Source organism: Futiania mangrovi (assembly GCF_024158125.1).
GTDB lineage: Bacteria > Pseudomonadota > Alphaproteobacteria > Futianiales > Futianiaceae > Futiania > Futiania mangrovi.
On record NZ_JAMZFT010000001.1, the window covers coordinates 130,845 to 144,879 of the forward strand.

Consider the following 14,035-nt stretch of genomic DNA (forward strand, 5'->3'; position numbering starts at 1 on the left):
GGCACTCAGGCGACGCTCGGCGGGCGCACCCGTCCGAAGGCGAGGAAATAGCCGTTCCGCAAGCCCGGCTTGCGATAGGCGAAGGGCACACCCTCCGGCGTCACGACATGCCCGCCGGCGGCTTCCAGCACCGCCTGGCCTGCCGCCGTGTCCCATTCCATCGTGGGTCCCATGCGCGGGTAGATGTCGGCTTCCCCGGCTGCGATCAGGCAGAACTTGAGCGAGGAGCCCGCCTGCTTCGTCTCCGCCACCGTCAGGCCCTCGAGCAGACGCGCATCCTCGCGCGAGGTGTGCGACCGGCTGCCGATCGCGGTCCAGCCCGCCGGGGGCGGCGTGCGCGCCGCGATCTCCCGCACCTCGCCATTGTCGCTCGCGAACGCTCCGACGCCTGCCGCCCCCCAGAAGGCGCGGCCGAGCGCGGGAGCGAGAACGATCCCCGCCGTCGGGCGGCCGTCCTCCACCAGCGCGATATTGACCGTGAACTCGCCGTTGCGGCGAATGAATTCCCTGGTGCCATCCAGCGGATCGACCAGGAAGAAGGGCGCGTCTTCCGGCACCGCGTCGCCTGCCTTGAACCGCTCCTCGGTGACGATGTGGATGTCGGGGGCGATCTCGCGCAGGCCTTTGTAGATCACGGCGTCCGCAGCATGGTCGGCCGCCGTGACGGGGGAACCGTCCGACTTGTCGTCCACGTCGAAATCGGTCGCGTAAACCTCCATGATAGCGGCACCCGCCGCCTCCGCGATGGGGCGCAGGCGGGCAAGCAGGTTCTGCCGGTCGATCGTGTCGGTCATGGGGGGCGCTCGCGGGCTGGTTGCGGGGACGGGCAGCGGACCCGTGCACTCTGATAGGCAGTGACCGCAACCCCGTCAACGCCGGGCGGGATCAGCGCGCGGGGGCAACCAACTCCAGTTCGATCACCTCGGCGTTGATCAGCTGCTTGCCCGCGTGCTCGAAGTTTACCGTGACCCTGTACCCGACGACGCTCTGTACCTGCCCGATACCCCATTCGGGGGCTTGCGGGTTGCGCACGCGGGCTCCCGGCTCCAGAAAGACGGTCATGGGCATGTCCCTTTGCGATGCGTGCAGTGGTGGCGTCCTGTTGGCGCGCCGGTCAGGCTTTGTTTACCATGGGGCACCAGAGTGGGGCCAGGGGATCGGTTTGCCCGCGCTCTGCGCGGGAGGTGAGGGGGACTCGGATGGACGATCTGGAACTGGCGGCGCTTTTGTGCTCGCGCCTGTGTCATGACCTTGTGTCGCCGGTAGGGGCGATCACCAACGGGCTCGAGATCCTCGAGGATGACGACGATCCGGAGATCCGTGCCCAGGCGATCAGCCACATCGGCCAGAGCGCCGGCGCGGCCTCGGCGCGGCTCCAATTCCTGCGGGTTGCGTTCGGCTCCGGCTCGTCCCTCGGCGAAACCGTGGACACGATCGAGCTTGAAGACCTGGCGGAGGCGCTGTTTGCGCGTACCCGCGTGCACACCGTCTGGTCGCTCGACCGGCCGAGCGTCCCGAAGGACAGCGCCCGGCTGCTTCTGAACCTTTTGCTGGTCGCTGCCGATACGCTGCCGCGGGGCGGCACGGTGACGATCGCGGAGCAGACAGACGCGCTGGTCATCAGCGCCGTGGGCGAGGGGGCCCGCATGCTGCCGGAGGTCGACGGTTTTCTTTCGGGTGAGGTCAACGGCACCCAGCCCGACCCGCGCTCCGTCGTAGCTTTCTATGCGGGGCGCCTGGCCGCGCGGGCAGGCCTGCCCTTCCGCTGGGCGCCCGCCGCGGGTCGCGTCGACTTCGTGATCGGGTGACTTAAAGACGCCTTAACCCTTCGGATGCGAGGATTCCCGCGGCTTTCCGCGCGCAGGATGCGGCGCGCGCAAGGGGGCGCGGCACCCGGTCCCGAGGGAGAGGCATGGACGACGATCTCGTACAGGAGTTCGTGGCCGAGACGGCGGAGGGGCTTGCCGAGGCCGACGGGCTTCTGCTGGCGCTGGAGCGCGATCCGTCTGATGCCGATGCGCTGGCCCGCATCTTTCGCATCGTCCACACCATCAAGGGCACCTGCGGCTTCTTCGGCTTCGAACGGCTGGAAACGCTGGCGCATGCGACGGAATCGCTGCTCGACCCCGTGCGGGCGGGCGAGCGGGCGCTGACGCCGGATGCCACTGATCTGCTCCTGGCTGCGCTCGACCGCCTACGTGCGATCGTGGCAGACCTGCGCGACAGCGGGCAGGAGGGCGAGGGGAGCGACGCGGACCTCGTCGCGCGGCTCCTGTCGGGCATGCCGATGGCAGACGGCGGGCCGGAGGGGCCCGGTGCCGGTGAGGCGGCTGCAGCGGAACATGGCGACGCGGACGGGGCAGGGGCTCTTGCCGGGCCTTCAGGGCGCAGCGAGGCGGGGCCGGCCAGCGTCCGGGTCCGGGTCGACGTGCTCGATAACCTGATGGCGACCGTTTCGGAACTGGTTCTGACGCGCAACCGGCTGCTGCAGATCGCGGGTGAGCGCGGGACAGATGCCGACGCCCTCGTCATGCCGCTTGCCCAGCTGTCCCAGGTCACGCGCGCCCTGCAGGGCGAAGTGATGCGTGCCCGCATGCTTGCCGTGGGGACCGTGCTCCAGCCCTTCACCCGCCTGGTGCGCGATCTTGGCCGCGAGCTTGGAAAGCCGCTCGTCCTCACGCTCGAAGGGGGCGACGTCGAACTCGACCGGCAGGTGCTGGAGCGGATCAAGGATCCGTTGACGCACCTCGTCCGCAATGCTGCCGATCATGGGATCGAGGCCCCGGATCGCCGGGCCGCTTCGGACAAGCCCGCGAGCGGACAGATCGCCATCGCTGCCCGTGCCGAGGGAGGGCACATCGCGATCGAGGTTTCCGACGACGGGGCGGGGCTCGACTTCGCTTCCATCCGCGACAAGGCGGTGGCCCGGGGGCTGCTGGACAAGGCTGCCGCCCGTGCTGCCGACGAGCGCCAGCTGTCCGACCTCATCTTTGCGCCTGGCTTCTCGACGGCAGCCGCGGTCACGAGCGTTTCCGGGCGCGGCGTCGGCATGGATGTCGTGCGCCGGAACATCGAGGAGATCGGCGGGTCCGTCGAGGCGGAGTCCGTGACGGGTCGCGGCACGCGCTTCCGCATGAAGATCCCCCTGACGCTCGCCATCGTTCCTGCCCTGATCGTCGAGGCAGGGGGGCAGAGGTTCGCCCTGCCGCAACTCAGCGTCCGCAAGCTGTTGCGCCCGGCGGGAACGCCCGGCGCGCATGTCGACGAGGTGCACGGTGCGCCATTGCTGAGCGTGGACGGCCGGACCGTTCCGCTTCTTTCGCTGGCACGCAGGCTCGCCCTGACTGAGTCGGGCCGGCCGTTCTCGACGGTGATCCTGCTCGAGATCGGCGCGGGCCTCTACGGCCTTGGCGTGGACCGCGTGCTGGGCAGCGAGGATATCGTGGTGAAACCCCTCTCGCGCCTGTTGCGGCATCTGCCACACGTCTCCGGCGCTACCCTGCTGGGCGACGGACGGGCCGCGATGATCCTGGATGCGGTCGGGTTGGCCGAGGGTCTCTCGTGTGCGCCGACGGCGATGGAGAAGCGGGGGACGGCGGATGCGGAAAGGCGCCGCCAATCCTTTCTCATCCTGCGCATCGGGCCGGGGCCCGCGCGCGCGCTGCCGCTGGGCGCGGTCCGGCGTATCGTGACGGTTGCCGCCGCCGCGCTCAGCCAGGGTGCATGGGGCGAGGTGGCGGACCTTGGCGACGCGCTCGTTCCGGTCGTCAGGCTCGCGGGGGACGCAGAGGGCAGCAGTGAGCCGGGTTCCCGGCCGATGGTCCTGCTGGGCGGGGCTGTGCCGGTGGCGCTTGCGGCCGATGCCGTGCTCGACATTGTGGAGACGGCCGAGGAGCCGCCTGCCGGAGACGGCCTTGCGCCGGTCGCCGCCGTCATGCGCCTCGGCGGAGAGGCGGTCGACGTGCTCGACATGACATGGATCGAGGCGCGTGCCGCGGCGCGCCGTCCCGCACTGTCGCGGACGGGGGCGGTGGCATGACCGCGGCGGGTGAGGACATGCTGGCGCTGATCTTGATCGCGGACGGGCATCGCTTTGCGCTTCCTGTAGCGGCGGCGCGCGACCTGTTCCGGCCGGGCCCTGTTTCGCCCGTGCCGCTTGCGCCCCGCGGGATTGCCGGCGTCCTGAATCTCCGAGGCCGCATCGTGACCGCCATCTGCCTGCGTGCCTCGCTCGGCCTGCCCGTGATCCCGGCGGAGATCGCTGCAGTCCTCGAGAACGAGGGGGAGCGGTACGCCATTCTTGCCGACGCCGCCGGCGACGTCGTGCGCCTCCATTCCGGCGATGCGCAGTCCTTGCCGCCGGCCATGTCCGCACCTGTCGCCGCCGTGGCGTCCGGCCTTTACCGCGACGGTGAGGGGCTGGTTACCCTGCTCGACCCCGACCGGCTTCTGGCGGCAGCCAGCGGACAAGCGGATGCCGCCGCGTGACGGCTCCGCTCCATGCTGCCGGCGACCCGCCGATACGGGTGATGATCGTCGACGATTCCGCCATCGTGCGGGGCCTGATCAGCCGCTGGATCGACGCGGAGCCGGACATGACCGTCGCGGCACATGCGTGCAACGGTGCACAGGCGGTTCGCCGCGCCGCGGAAGGCGGCATCGACGTCATTCTCCTCGATATCGAGATGCCCGTGATGGACGGCCTGGCCGCGCTCTCGCACCTGGCGGAGGCGGGCGCGGGCGCACGTGTCATCATGGCGTCGAGCCTGACCGAGCGTCATGCGCGCATCAGCTTCAGGGCTCTGGCCATGGGGGCGGCGGACATCGTGCCGAAACCCTCGTCGGTCCGGAAGGGCGATGCCGAGACGTTCCGTGCTGACCTGGTCGGCAAGGTTCGCGCGCATGGCCGGGCGTCCCGCAGTCCGGGATCGCCGCAGCCTGCGCAGCCGCACGCTGCGGCCGCCTGCGGCACCCGGCCGTCTGCCGCGCCGGCACCGGCCTGGCCAGAGGTGCTTGCGATCGGCGGCTCGACCGGAGGGCCCCAGGCCTTGTTCACCCTCTTCGCGGACTTTCCGCTGGCGAGGCAGGTGCCGGTGGTGATTGCCCAGCACATGCCGCCGACCTTCACGGCCATGCTCGCTCGGCATCTGGGCGCCATCTCCGGCCTGCCGTGCGCCGAGGGGGCAGAGGGGATCCCCCTCGTCCCGGGGCGCATCCATGTCGCGCCCGGAGGGCGTCACATGCGGGTCCGCCGCCAGGGCGGGCGTCTCGTGCTCGCCATCTCGGACGATCCGCCCGTCAACTTCTGCCGGCCGGCTGTCGATCCCCTGTTCGAGAGCGTGGCAACTGCAGCCGGGGCGCGTGGCTCAGCCATCGTGCTGACCGGCATGGGAACCGACGGACGGGCGGGGGCATGCGCGATCCGTGCAGCCGGCGGCGCGGTCGTGGTCCAGGACCAGGCGACGAGCGTCATCTGGGGCATGCCCGGCGCAGTGGCTGCGGCGGGTGCGGCGGACGGCGTCTTTCCGATCTCCGAGCTGGGCCGTGGGCTTGCCGATCTCCTTTCCGGCAGGGCGCGCGCTTCCGGTGCGGCGGACAGCAGCCGGCTCGAGCCGCTGCCATGACCGTCGATGCGTGCTCCATCGACTGGCTGGCCGGGCTGTTGCGGCGTGCCACGGGCTTCGAGCTCGCACCCGGAAAGGCCTATTTCGTCGAGGCCCGCCTCGGCCCGCTGGCGCACGCACGGGGGCTCCCCGATGCAGCCGCGCTGCTCGCCGTCCTGCGGCGTACCGGTGACGCCGATCTGCGGTCCGCAGTCGTCGAGGCGATGGCGATCCGCGAGACGAGCTTCTTCCGCGATGGCACCCCGTTCAGCCTGCTGGCCGGCCGCTACCTGCCAGCAATGGCAGCTGCGCGTCCGCCGGATCGACCGGTCCGGATCTGGTGTGCCGCGGTGTCTACCGGACAGGAGGCGTACTCGGTGGCGATTGCCTGTCGCGAGGCGCCCCTCGGGCTGGCGGGACGGCGGGTGGAGATTCTCGCCACCGATGCGTCGGAGACGGCGGTCGCCCATGCGAGGCGCGGTCTCTACAGTTTGCGCGACGTGCGCCGCGGGTTGTCGCAGGAGCAGTTGCGCCGGCATTTCCGCCCCGCCGGCGAGGACTGGGAAGCCGATCCCGCGCTGCGTGCCATGGTCGATTTCCAGTGCGCGAACCTGCTCGACCGGCCGCCCGTGGGCGGGCCCTTCGACATCGTCCTGTGCCGCAATATCCTGATTTATGTCGCACCCGCAACGAAGACGGCGGTGCTCGACCGGATCGCGGCGTCGATGGTGCCGGGCGGCGTCCTGTTTCTCGGCGCCGCCGAAACGGCGGTCGGCGTGAGCGGTCGGTTCCGCGCCGATCCCCTGGCCCGGAGTGCCTTTCTCAGGCAGGCCGACTGAACCCGGAGCGAAGGTGCCTGAACGGAAAAGGGGCGGACCCCGGAAGGTCCGCCCCTGGTCCCGTTCACTGTTGGAGGCTTGAGCGGGAGGAAGGAGAGAGGCGTCAGGCAGACAGGGCGTGCTGTGACGGATCGGGATCGCGCAGGACATAGCCGCGGCCCCACACCGTCTCGATGTAGTTGTCGCCACCGGTCGCAGCGGAGAGCTTCTTGCGCAGCTTGCAGATGAAGACGTCGATGATCTTGAGTTCCGGCTCGTCCATGCCGCCGTAGAGATGGTTCAGGAACATCTCCTTGGTCAGGGTCGTGCCCTTGCGCAGCGAGAGGAGTTCCAGCATCTGGTACTCCTTGCCGGTCAGGTGGACCCGCTGCCCCTCGACCTCGACGGTCTTGGTGTCGAGGTTGACGGTCAGCTTGCCGGTCGTGATGACGGACTGGGAATGGCCCTTGGACCGGCGCACCACCGCGTGGATGCGCGCCACCAGTTCGTCCTTGTGAAACGGCTTCGTCAGATAGTCGTCGGCGCCGAAGCCCAGCCCCTTGACCTTGTTGTCGATGCCGTTGAGGCCCGACAGGATCAGGATCGGCGTGTTGACCTTCGCCAGCCGCAGCTGCTTCAGCACATCGTAGCCGGTCATGTCCGGCAGGTTGATGTCCAGCAGGATCAGGTCGTAATCATAGAGCTTGCCGAGATCGACACCCTCTTCGCCCAGGTCCGTCGTATAGACGTTGAACCCCTCGGAGGAAAGCATCAGCTCGATGCTCTGTGCCGTCGCGCTGTCGTCCTCGATCAGGAGAATACGCATGCGGAGTGTCCTCTGCCCTGCCCCGTCCATCAATGGTTAAGGATACTAGGGGATGAAACGTTAACAAACGGTGAGCGAATCAACGTCCACAAGCTTTTCTCAACCTTGACGGATGTTTAAAGCGTTTTCTTCCGCCAGAATCTGACCCGTTAACCATGTGTGGCGGAAAGGACACGCTTTCAGGCGGCTGCTGCCGGGTCTCCTGCCGCGCACCGTTCGGCCAATGCCACCAGGTCCTGTGCGGCTGCGCAGCCGGGAGCGACGGACAGAAGGGGGGCCTGTGCCCGGATGGCCTTGCGTACCGCCTCGTCGCGCCTGACCGTGCCGAGCAGCGGCGGAGAAATGCCGAGATAGCTCGTGCATACCGTGGCAAGCGCTGCATGCGTACGCGCGCCGTGCGCCGCGCTGTCGGCCATGTTCACGGCGACGGACACACGGTCCGCGAGGTTGCAGGCGTTGAGCACCTTGATGAGCGCGTAGGCGTCGGTCAGGGACGTCGGGTCCGGCGTCAGGACGACGAGGATGCGGCCGGCTGCGGCGCACAGCCGTACGACTGTCCGGTTCACGCCTGCGCCCAGGTCGATCAGGACCGGATGGCGCGTCCTGGCGAGCGCTGCCGCGGCAGACGCCACCCGGTCGAGGTCGGAAGGGCTCACCGCGGCCAGCGCGGCGGAGCCGGAGGCGCCGGAGGCCACGTCGAAATGTCCGGCATCGCTCAGGACATCCTCAATGCGCGCGCCGTCCTCTATCAGTGCCGTCAGCGTCCTGCGGGGCGCGAGGCCCAACTGCACGTCGACGTTGGCAAGGCCGAGGTCGCCGTCGATCAGCACGGGACGCGGTGCGTTCTGCTGTCTGCCCAGCGCGTCCGCCAGCGTCACCGCGAGCCAGGTCTTGCCGACGCCGCCCTTGCCGGACGCGATCGCGATCAGGTCGTTGCGCGTGCTCATCAGGCGGCCCTCGGCTTGGCGGAAACGGCAGGTGCTGGCGCGCCGTCGGCGGCGGGGTCCAGCGTACCGGCGATCAGGGCGTCGAGCGTCTCCCCGTCCGCATCCAGGCAGCCTGGCGTCGGCCGCGCCGAGATGCCGAAGGCACACAAGGCGAGGTCGGCACCCGATATGGCCTCGGCTACGCCAGCGATGCGGCGGCTGAGGTCGCAGCGGGTGAGGATCGCGCTGTCGGCGCCCCAGATGCGCAGGTCACGGGCAGCGTCCGCGGCCTCCTCCGGATCGGTCCCGGCGGCGAGGACGGCAACGATCCGGTCGGCGGGATGCAGGGCTTCGGCAAGGTCCGTCATGGCTTGGCGCCGGCAGGGCGTGAAAGGACCCGCGTCGATGAGAACGAGACGGCCCGCGACGGCTGCATCTCCGGCGTGGGATACTGCGTCGGCCGGTGTGCGGGCGAGGACGACCTGGCCCACGAGCGGGCCGTATGCGCCGACCGGTGCGCCGGCCCCCAATCCCTCGGGATCGAAGGCAATGAGTGTGACCGCACGGCCTTGCGCCGCACCGCGCGCCGCAAGCCGCACCGTGCTCAGCGAAACGCCGGCACCTGGCATCCCGGTGAGGAGCACGAGGTCGTCGTCCGTGCCGACCGGCCGGAAGCGGTGTTCGGGACAGGCTGGCCGGATGTGGAGATGGGGCCGGGCAGGGCGGTCTGCAGGATCCTCCGCCTCCTCCTGTGCGCGAAAACCGGCGGCCCAGGCCGCAATCCGGCTTTCGAACTGCCCTGTCAGCGGCGTGCTGCCGCCCGCCGGATCGGTGGCCGCCAGGATCTCGACGCAGCCGCGGGCACGGTCGTTGCGGCGCGCGACAAGGAGGGCATCCGGGCCGAGCGTGCGCCGGGCCATGGCCAGCGCCTCGTCCATGGTCGGTGCCGTGAAACTCTTCAGTCGCAAGACCGCTCTCCGCCCATCCGTGCGCCGCTAGGTCAGCCGGCGTTCTGCTTCACGATCTCGGTCATGGTGACGCCAAGGCGATCCTCGACGAGAACAACCTCGCCGCGGGCCACCAGGCGGTTGTTGACGACGATGTCCACCGGTTCGCCCACCTTGCGGTCCAGTTCGACCACGCTGCCCTTGCCGAGGTTCACCAGGTCGCCGACCTCCATCCGGGCGCGTCCGAGGACGGCAGAGACGCGCACCGGCACGTCATGCACCTGGGCGAGGTCGGTAGCCTTGCGTGCGATCTGCGGGGAGGCGGTCTCGGTCGTCATCGGGGTCTCCTTCTGCATGGGCGGGCAGCCGCGCTCAGGCGATCAGGTCTTCGTGGGGTTGATCCGCGCCAAGCGCCATCTCCCCGCGGGCGGCAAGCTCCTTGGCAAGGGCCACGATACGGGCTTGCGCATCGTCCACGTCGCGGATGCGCACGGGGCCCATGGTCTCCATGTCGTCGCGCAGCAGTCGGGCGGCGCGTTCGGGCATATTGCGCCAGAAGGTTTCCTGAACCGTCGAGGACGCGCCCTTGAGCGCCAGCGCCAGGACGCCCCGGTCTGTGCCCTGCAGCAGGGTCTGGACGCTGCGGTCGCTCAGCGTGGCCAGGTCCTCGAAGGTGAACATCAGCGCGCGGATGCGGTCCGCCGCCGTTCGGTCGCGGCCCTGCAGCGCGCCCATGAGCCGCTGTTCGGTCGCCCGGTCGAAGCTGTTGAAGATTTCGGCCATCTGCTGGAAGGCGTCGCCCTGGTTCGCGCGTCCCAGCGTTGCCAGGAACTCGCTGTCGAGCACCGCCTCGACCTCCTCCAGGATGTCCTCCTGCACCGGATCGAGGCTCAGCATCCGCGTGATGGAGTCGAGCGCGACGCCGTCGGGCAGCGCGGCCATCACGCGCGCGGCCGTCTGCGCATTCAGCCGCGAGAGCACCAGCGCGACGGTTTGCGGGTACTCGTTGCGAAGGTAGCGGGCCAGCGCCTGCGGGTTCACGGCGCCGAGGCGGTCCCACGTCGTGCCCCCGCGGGTGCTGCGGATCTCCGCGGCGACATCGCTTGCGGCCTCGCTGCCGCGATGAACGGTGATCAGACGCTCCACGGTCTCGGGCGTTCCGGCGACCGCGCCGTCGGCGCCGAGCCGGGTGCGCGCATCCGCCAGCACCTGCGAGACGGCTGCCGGCGGTACGGGTCCCAGGTCCGCCATCAGCCGGCCCAGTGCGCGCACCTCTTCGGCATCGAGGCGCGCCCAGACGTCGGCGCCCCGCTCTTCCCCGAGCGCGAGGAGAAGAAGGGCGGCCCGCTGCGGTCCGGTCAGCGCGTCGGGTGCGGCCGTCATGTCTTGTCCCGCCCGTGCAGCCAGTTACGGACGAGGGCGACAGCGCGGTCCGGATGCTCCTGGACGAGACGTCCGACGTCATGGCCAAGTTCGGCCGCATTGCCCTGCTCATAGGCGAGGTGGCGCGGGCCTTCGGCAGGGGAGGGCGCCTCGGGGGCGGGTGCCACGGGGCGCTGCGGCACCAGGCCCGCTGCCGGGGCACCGCGGCCCGGCGCGGCGGCGAGACGGACGGCCCGGAAGGCCAGCCCGATGGCGGCCAGGATGACGATGGCGAGGCCTGCGATCTCCGCGATGCGAATCCAGTCGACCGCCCGCGCAGGGGTGAGCGAGACGTCCCCGATCGGCTGGGCTGGCGCGGCGAAGGGCAGGCTCTCCACGGTGATCCGGTCGCCGCGGGCCGTGTCGAGCGCGATGCCGTCGCTGACCAGCCCCTCGATACGCGAGAGCAGGGCAGCAGCGTCGGGGGTGTCCTGGAGGGCCGCCGCGTTCACGAGGACCGCGACGCTCATCCGCTCCACCCTGCCTTCGTCCACATGCTCGGTCTCGGTCGTGCGGGTCACCTCGTAGGTCGCACGCTCGCCCGTGATCTCGCCCTGCGGCGTGGCCGTCGTCTCGTTCGCGGTAAGCACCTGGCCCGAGGGGTCGAGGCGGTTCTGGGTCACGGTGCGGCTGGCGAAGCGGATATCGGCGGTTACCTCCACGCGGACGTTCTCGTCTCCCACCACGCGGGCGACGAGCGTGCGCGCGCGCTCCGCGAGTTCCGCCTCGAAGGCCTTGCGCCGCAGGTCTGCGGGGACAAGCCCGTCGGTCTCGGCCAGTGCGTGTGCGCGGCCCGCCGGGTCGACGACACGCACGGCCTCGGGCGCCAGGCCTGCCAGGGCTCCGGCGACCAGGCTGCGCACGGTCGCCAGCATGTCCGCTGGCGGTGCGGCGCCCAGCATGTCGAGAACCACCGTGGCCCCCGGCGCGCCGCCTTCTGCGGCGAAGTGCACACTGGCAGCGTGAACGCCGCTCAGGTTTGCGAGCGTGCGCGACAGGTCGGCCTCCAGCGCGGCGCGCCCGGACTGCCCGCCGGCTGAAACCCGGAAGCTCGCGGCATCGCGCGTGGCGTAGCCGGCGCCGGCCGGATTGGGTATGGCGTCGGCCGCAAGGGCAAGGCGCACGCTGTCCACGCGGTCGCGGGCAACCAGCACGGTTCCGGTGTCGGCGTTCACCTCGTGCGCGACGCCGAGTGCGCCGAGGCGCTGCGTGACCTGCAGCAGGTCGCGGGGGGCCAGGTTCGAAAAGAGCACGTCCCGGGCCGGCATCATCACCCACCACGCAACGGCCACGGCGATGAGCGCGCCGAGCAGTCCGGAAAGCGCGATCGCGCCAGCCCTGAGAGCTGGCGGGATGGACGCGGGGGCCGTCGTCCCGGGGGTCGTCACTGGCGCATCCGACATGGCTTTGCGTTCCGGGCTGTCCGTTCTAGTCACGCCCGACGGGTGGGCGGAATTGGCGCGTGTCTGCCTGATGTTTTAGCTAAGGAAGCGTAAATGCGGCTTTAACGCTGCGGGCGCAGGCGGCCTCCTGGCTGGCCAGACGGCACGACGCCGCCCGCGGCAGGGCCGGGGCGGCGTCAGTCCGGTGGAGACCGTCATGATCGGTTGACGCTCCGGCCACGGAGCGGCTCAGTTGGGTCGGCGGTACCGTTGCAGGCGCGTCGTGCGCAACCCGGCCAGCCCATGCCGGTCGATGGCGCGTTGCCATGCCTCGAATTCCTCGACCGACAGCGTGTAGCGGTCGCATGCCTCCTCGAGGGTCAGAAGTCCGCCTCGTACGGCAGCCACGACTTCGGCCTTGCGACGGATCACCCAGCGCTTCGTATCGCGCGGCGGAAGGTCCGCGCGCGTGAGCCGTCGCCCGTCGGGTCCGATCACGCTCTGCGGTGTCGAATTCAACTGACTCGTCATTTCTTCCCAAAAGCTCCGTGGCCGTTGTTGGGGTGAGCTTATGGGGCTGCCTTTAAAAAATGGCTAAGCGATTGATCCAATTGTTCTGATTTACTATGATTAATGCTTGTAAAGGTTAAAGTTTTCGTGAAATTTATCTCCGATCAACTTAAAGTGGAGTGGGGTGAGCGGGCTCGCCCCTGCAAGGTGGCAATCGGATGGCGGCGACGATATATACGCGCTCAGGAACGAAGGGAGCGTGCATGGGCGATCGGCTCAACAGCCTTGGTTTGCCGGGACGGCCGGAAGAGACGCGCGTTGTCGTCGCGATGTCGGGCGGCGTCGATTCCTCTGTTGTTGCGGGGGTTCTCGCGCGCGAGGGGTATGATGTCGTTGGCATCACGCTTCAGCTTTACGACCATGGTGCCGCGCTGGCGAAGGCGGGGGCCTGCTGCGCCGGGCAGGATATCCACGATGCGCGCGCGGTCGCGGACAGGCTGGGAATTCCCCACTATGTGCTCGACTACGAGAACCGCTTCCGGGAAGAGGTGATCGAGGATTTTGCCGACACTTACCTGGCCGGCGGTACGCCCATTCCATGTATTCGCTGTAATGAGCGCGTGAAATTCCGGGATCTTCTGGCAACGGCGCGTGACCTGGGTGCGGCGTGTCTTGCCACCGGCCATTATATCCGGCGCGAAGAGGGGGCGAACGGGCCGGAACTGCATCGCGCCGCCGATGCGTCGCGGGATCAGAGTTACTTCCTGTTTTCCACCACGCGCGAGCAGCTCGGGATGTTGCGCTTTCCGCTCGGCGCCCTGCCGAAGGCGGAGGTGCGCCGACTGGCGGAAGGCATGGGACTTGCGGTGGCCGACAAGCCGGACAGCCAGGACATCTGCTTCGTTCCGCAAGGTCATTACACGAAGGTGATCGAGAAGGTCCGGCCCGGGGCCTCGGAGCCGGGGGAGATCGTGCATCTCGACGGCCGGGTTCTGGGGCGTCACGACGGCATTATCCATTACACGGTCGGGCAGCGGCGCGGCCTGGGTGTCGCGACGGGCGAGCCGCTCTATGTGGTCCGGCTCGATGCGGAGCGCCGCCAGGTGGTTGTCGGTCCGCACGAGGCCCTGCTCGTCCACGACATCGCGCTGTCGGACGTGAACTGGCTTGGCGATGCGCCGATCCCGGCTGCGGGCCTGCCGGTTGCCGTGCGGGTGCGGTCGACCCGGCCGCCCGTGGCGGGACGCCTTCATGCCGATGGGGACGGGCGCGCGCGGGTCCGGCTCGATGCCGGCGAGGCTGGTGTGGCGCCGGGACAGGCCTGTGTCTTCTACGAGGCAGGGGAGGGGACGCGCGTCCTCGGGGGCGGCTGGATCGTCTCTGCCGATCGCGTCCAGCAGGCGGCTTGACAGGGCGCGCCGGCGCCCCCTATATCCCTCGCGCCTGTGGCGGGGTAGCTCAGTTGGTGAGAGCGCAGGATTCATAACCCTGAGGTCGGCGGTTCAAGCCCGCCCCCCGCTACCACTTCTTCTTCAAACTTTTTCTGGTACGAAAAGCAGCCCCTCGTGGCACGCAGTTTGCGTGGCTAGCGAGGAGCGGTA

The 14,035-nt window shown here is 69.5% G+C and carries 15 protein-coding genes and 1 tRNA gene; 7 read left to right on the forward strand and 9 right to left on the reverse strand.

The window, feature by feature from the left end; translation table 11 throughout:
* Positions 1-5: 5 nt before the first annotated feature.
* Both cysQ and NJQ99_RS00640 read right to left on the reverse strand, forming a co-directional pair.
* Positions 6-794, reverse strand: a complete 789-nt coding sequence (cysQ, locus tag NJQ99_RS00635) for a 3'(2'),5'-bisphosphate nucleotidase CysQ (RefSeq protein WP_269330874.1) — start codon at positions 792-794, stop codon at positions 6-8.
* A 91-nt stretch (positions 795-885) separates the two neighbouring features.
* Complete coding sequence (locus NJQ99_RS00640; RefSeq protein WP_269330875.1) at positions 886-1,062, reverse strand: DUF3553 domain-containing protein; 177 nt, start codon at positions 1,060-1,062, stop codon at positions 886-888.
* A gap of 137 nt (positions 1,063-1,199) precedes the next feature.
* Here NJQ99_RS00640 and NJQ99_RS00645 point away from each other — a divergent pair, with 137 nt between their 5' ends.
* From NJQ99_RS00645 to NJQ99_RS00665, 5 genes are all read left to right on the forward strand, one after another.
* Positions 1,200-1,808, forward strand: a complete 609-nt coding sequence (locus NJQ99_RS00645; protein ID WP_269330876.1) for a histidine phosphotransferase family protein — start codon at positions 1,200-1,202, stop codon at positions 1,806-1,808.
* Positions 1,809-1,912: 104 nt separating this feature from the next.
* A complete protein-coding gene (locus NJQ99_RS00650) occupies positions 1,913-4,039 on the forward strand; it encodes a chemotaxis protein CheA (RefSeq protein WP_269330877.1) in 2,127 nt (708 codons plus the stop codon).
* Positions 4,036-4,488, forward strand: a complete 453-nt coding sequence (locus NJQ99_RS00655; protein ID WP_269330878.1) for a chemotaxis protein CheW — start codon at positions 4,036-4,038, stop codon at positions 4,486-4,488. The genes NJQ99_RS00650 and NJQ99_RS00655 overlap by 4 nt, the downstream gene beginning before the upstream one ends.
* 41 nt (positions 4,489-4,529) lie before the next feature.
* On the forward strand, positions 4,530-5,624 hold the full coding sequence (cheB, locus tag NJQ99_RS00660) for a chemotaxis-specific protein-glutamate methyltransferase CheB (RefSeq protein WP_269332049.1): 1,095 nt from the start codon (positions 4,530-4,532) through the stop codon (positions 5,622-5,624).
* Entirely contained in the window at positions 5,621-6,442 is an 822-nt protein-coding gene (locus NJQ99_RS00665) for a CheR family methyltransferase (protein ID WP_269330879.1), read from the forward strand. The genes cheB and NJQ99_RS00665 overlap by 4 nt, the downstream gene beginning before the upstream one ends.
* A 103-nt stretch (positions 6,443-6,545) precedes the next feature.
* Here NJQ99_RS00665 and ctrA read toward each other — a convergent pair whose 3' ends face one another.
* The 7 genes from ctrA to sciP form a co-directional block, all read right to left on the reverse strand.
* The gene (gene ctrA / locus NJQ99_RS00670; RefSeq protein WP_269330880.1) at positions 6,546-7,247 is read right to left on the reverse strand and encodes a response regulator transcription factor CtrA; all 702 of its coding nucleotides are present in this window, start codon (positions 7,245-7,247) and stop codon (positions 6,546-6,548) included.
* 179 nt (positions 7,248-7,426) lie between these two features.
* Positions 7,427-8,194 carry a nucleotide-binding protein gene (locus NJQ99_RS00675; RefSeq protein ID WP_269330881.1) on the reverse strand — a complete coding sequence of 256 codons (768 nt, stop codon included), beginning with the start codon at positions 8,192-8,194 and terminating at the stop codon, positions 7,427-7,429.
* Positions 8,194-9,141, reverse strand: coding sequence for a hypothetical protein (locus NJQ99_RS00680; protein ID WP_269330882.1), 948 nt, complete (start codon positions 9,139-9,141; stop codon positions 8,194-8,196). The genes NJQ99_RS00675 and NJQ99_RS00680 overlap by 1 nt, the downstream gene beginning before the upstream one ends.
* 32 nt (positions 9,142-9,173) lie before the next feature.
* A complete protein-coding gene (fliN, locus tag NJQ99_RS00685) occupies positions 9,174-9,458 on the reverse strand; it encodes a flagellar motor switch protein FliN (RefSeq protein WP_269330883.1) in 285 nt (94 codons plus the stop codon).
* A 34-nt stretch (positions 9,459-9,492) separates the two neighbouring features.
* Positions 9,493-10,503: a flagellar motor switch protein FliG gene (gene fliG / locus NJQ99_RS00690; protein ID WP_269330884.1), complete on the reverse strand. Its 1,011-nt coding sequence runs from the start codon at positions 10,501-10,503 to the stop codon at positions 9,493-9,495.
* On the reverse strand, positions 10,500-11,945 hold the full coding sequence (locus NJQ99_RS00695; RefSeq protein ID WP_269330885.1) for a flagellar M-ring protein FliF C-terminal domain-containing protein: 1,446 nt from the start codon (positions 11,943-11,945) through the stop codon (positions 10,500-10,502). The genes fliG and NJQ99_RS00695 overlap by 4 nt, the downstream gene beginning before the upstream one ends.
* 228 nt (positions 11,946-12,173) lie before the next feature.
* Positions 12,174-12,455, reverse strand: coding sequence for a CtrA inhibitor SciP (sciP, locus tag NJQ99_RS00700; RefSeq protein WP_269330886.1), 282 nt, complete (start codon positions 12,453-12,455; stop codon positions 12,174-12,176).
* Positions 12,456-12,697: 242 nt separating this feature from the next.
* On the opposite strand from sciP, the gene mnmA reads away from it, so the two are divergent.
* A complete protein-coding gene (mnmA, locus tag NJQ99_RS00705; RefSeq protein ID WP_269330887.1) occupies positions 12,698-13,843 on the forward strand; it encodes a tRNA 2-thiouridine(34) synthase MnmA in 1,146 nt (381 codons plus the stop codon).
* A gap of 38 nt (positions 13,844-13,881) precedes the next feature.
* Positions 13,882-13,958 (forward strand) — tRNA-Met (locus NJQ99_RS00710).
* The last annotated feature ends 77 nt before the right edge of the window (positions 13,959-14,035 follow it).

What these genes read in the sequence shown, in the direction of transcription:
- cysQ (WP_269330874.1), bottom strand. Translation starts at nt 794, where the DNA reads ATGACCGACACGATCGACCGGCAGAACCTGCTTGCCCGCCTGCGCCCC.
- NJQ99_RS00640 (WP_269330875.1), bottom strand. Translation starts at nt 1,062, where the DNA reads ATGACCGTCTTTCTGGAGCCGGGAGCCCGCGTGCGCAACCCGCAAGCC.
- NJQ99_RS00645 (WP_269330876.1), top strand. Translation starts at nt 1,200, where the DNA reads ATGGACGATCTGGAACTGGCGGCGCTTTTGTGCTCGCGCCTGTGTCAT.
- NJQ99_RS00650 (WP_269330877.1), top strand. Translation starts at nt 1,913, where the DNA reads ATGGACGACGATCTCGTACAGGAGTTCGTGGCCGAGACGGCGGAGGGG.
- NJQ99_RS00655 (WP_269330878.1), top strand. Translation starts at nt 4,036, where the DNA reads ATGACCGCGGCGGGTGAGGACATGCTGGCGCTGATCTTGATCGCGGAC.
- cheB (WP_269332049.1), top strand. Translation starts at nt 4,530, where the DNA reads ATGATCGTCGACGATTCCGCCATCGTGCGGGGCCTGATCAGCCGCTGG.
- NJQ99_RS00665 (WP_269330879.1), top strand. Translation starts at nt 5,621, where the DNA reads ATGACCGTCGATGCGTGCTCCATCGACTGGCTGGCCGGGCTGTTGCGG.
- ctrA (WP_269330880.1), bottom strand. Translation starts at nt 7,247, where the DNA reads ATGCGTATTCTCCTGATCGAGGACGACAGCGCGACGGCACAGAGCATC.
- NJQ99_RS00675 (WP_269330881.1), bottom strand. Translation starts at nt 8,194, where the DNA reads ATGAGCACGCGCAACGACCTGATCGCGATCGCGTCCGGCAAGGGCGGC.
- fliN (WP_269330883.1), bottom strand. Translation starts at nt 9,458, where the DNA reads ATGACGACCGAGACCGCCTCCCCGCAGATCGCACGCAAGGCTACCGAC.
- fliG (WP_269330884.1), bottom strand. Translation starts at nt 10,503, where the DNA reads ATGACGGCCGCACCCGACGCGCTGACCGGACCGCAGCGGGCCGCCCTT.
- NJQ99_RS00695 (WP_269330885.1), bottom strand. Translation starts at nt 11,945, where the DNA reads ATGTCGGATGCGCCAGTGACGACCCCCGGGACGACGGCCCCCGCGTCC.
- sciP (WP_269330886.1), bottom strand. Translation starts at nt 12,455, where the DNA reads ATGACGAGTCAGTTGAATTCGACACCGCAGAGCGTGATCGGACCCGAC.
- mnmA (WP_269330887.1), top strand. Translation starts at nt 12,698, where the DNA reads ATGGGCGATCGGCTCAACAGCCTTGGTTTGCCGGGACGGCCGGAAGAG.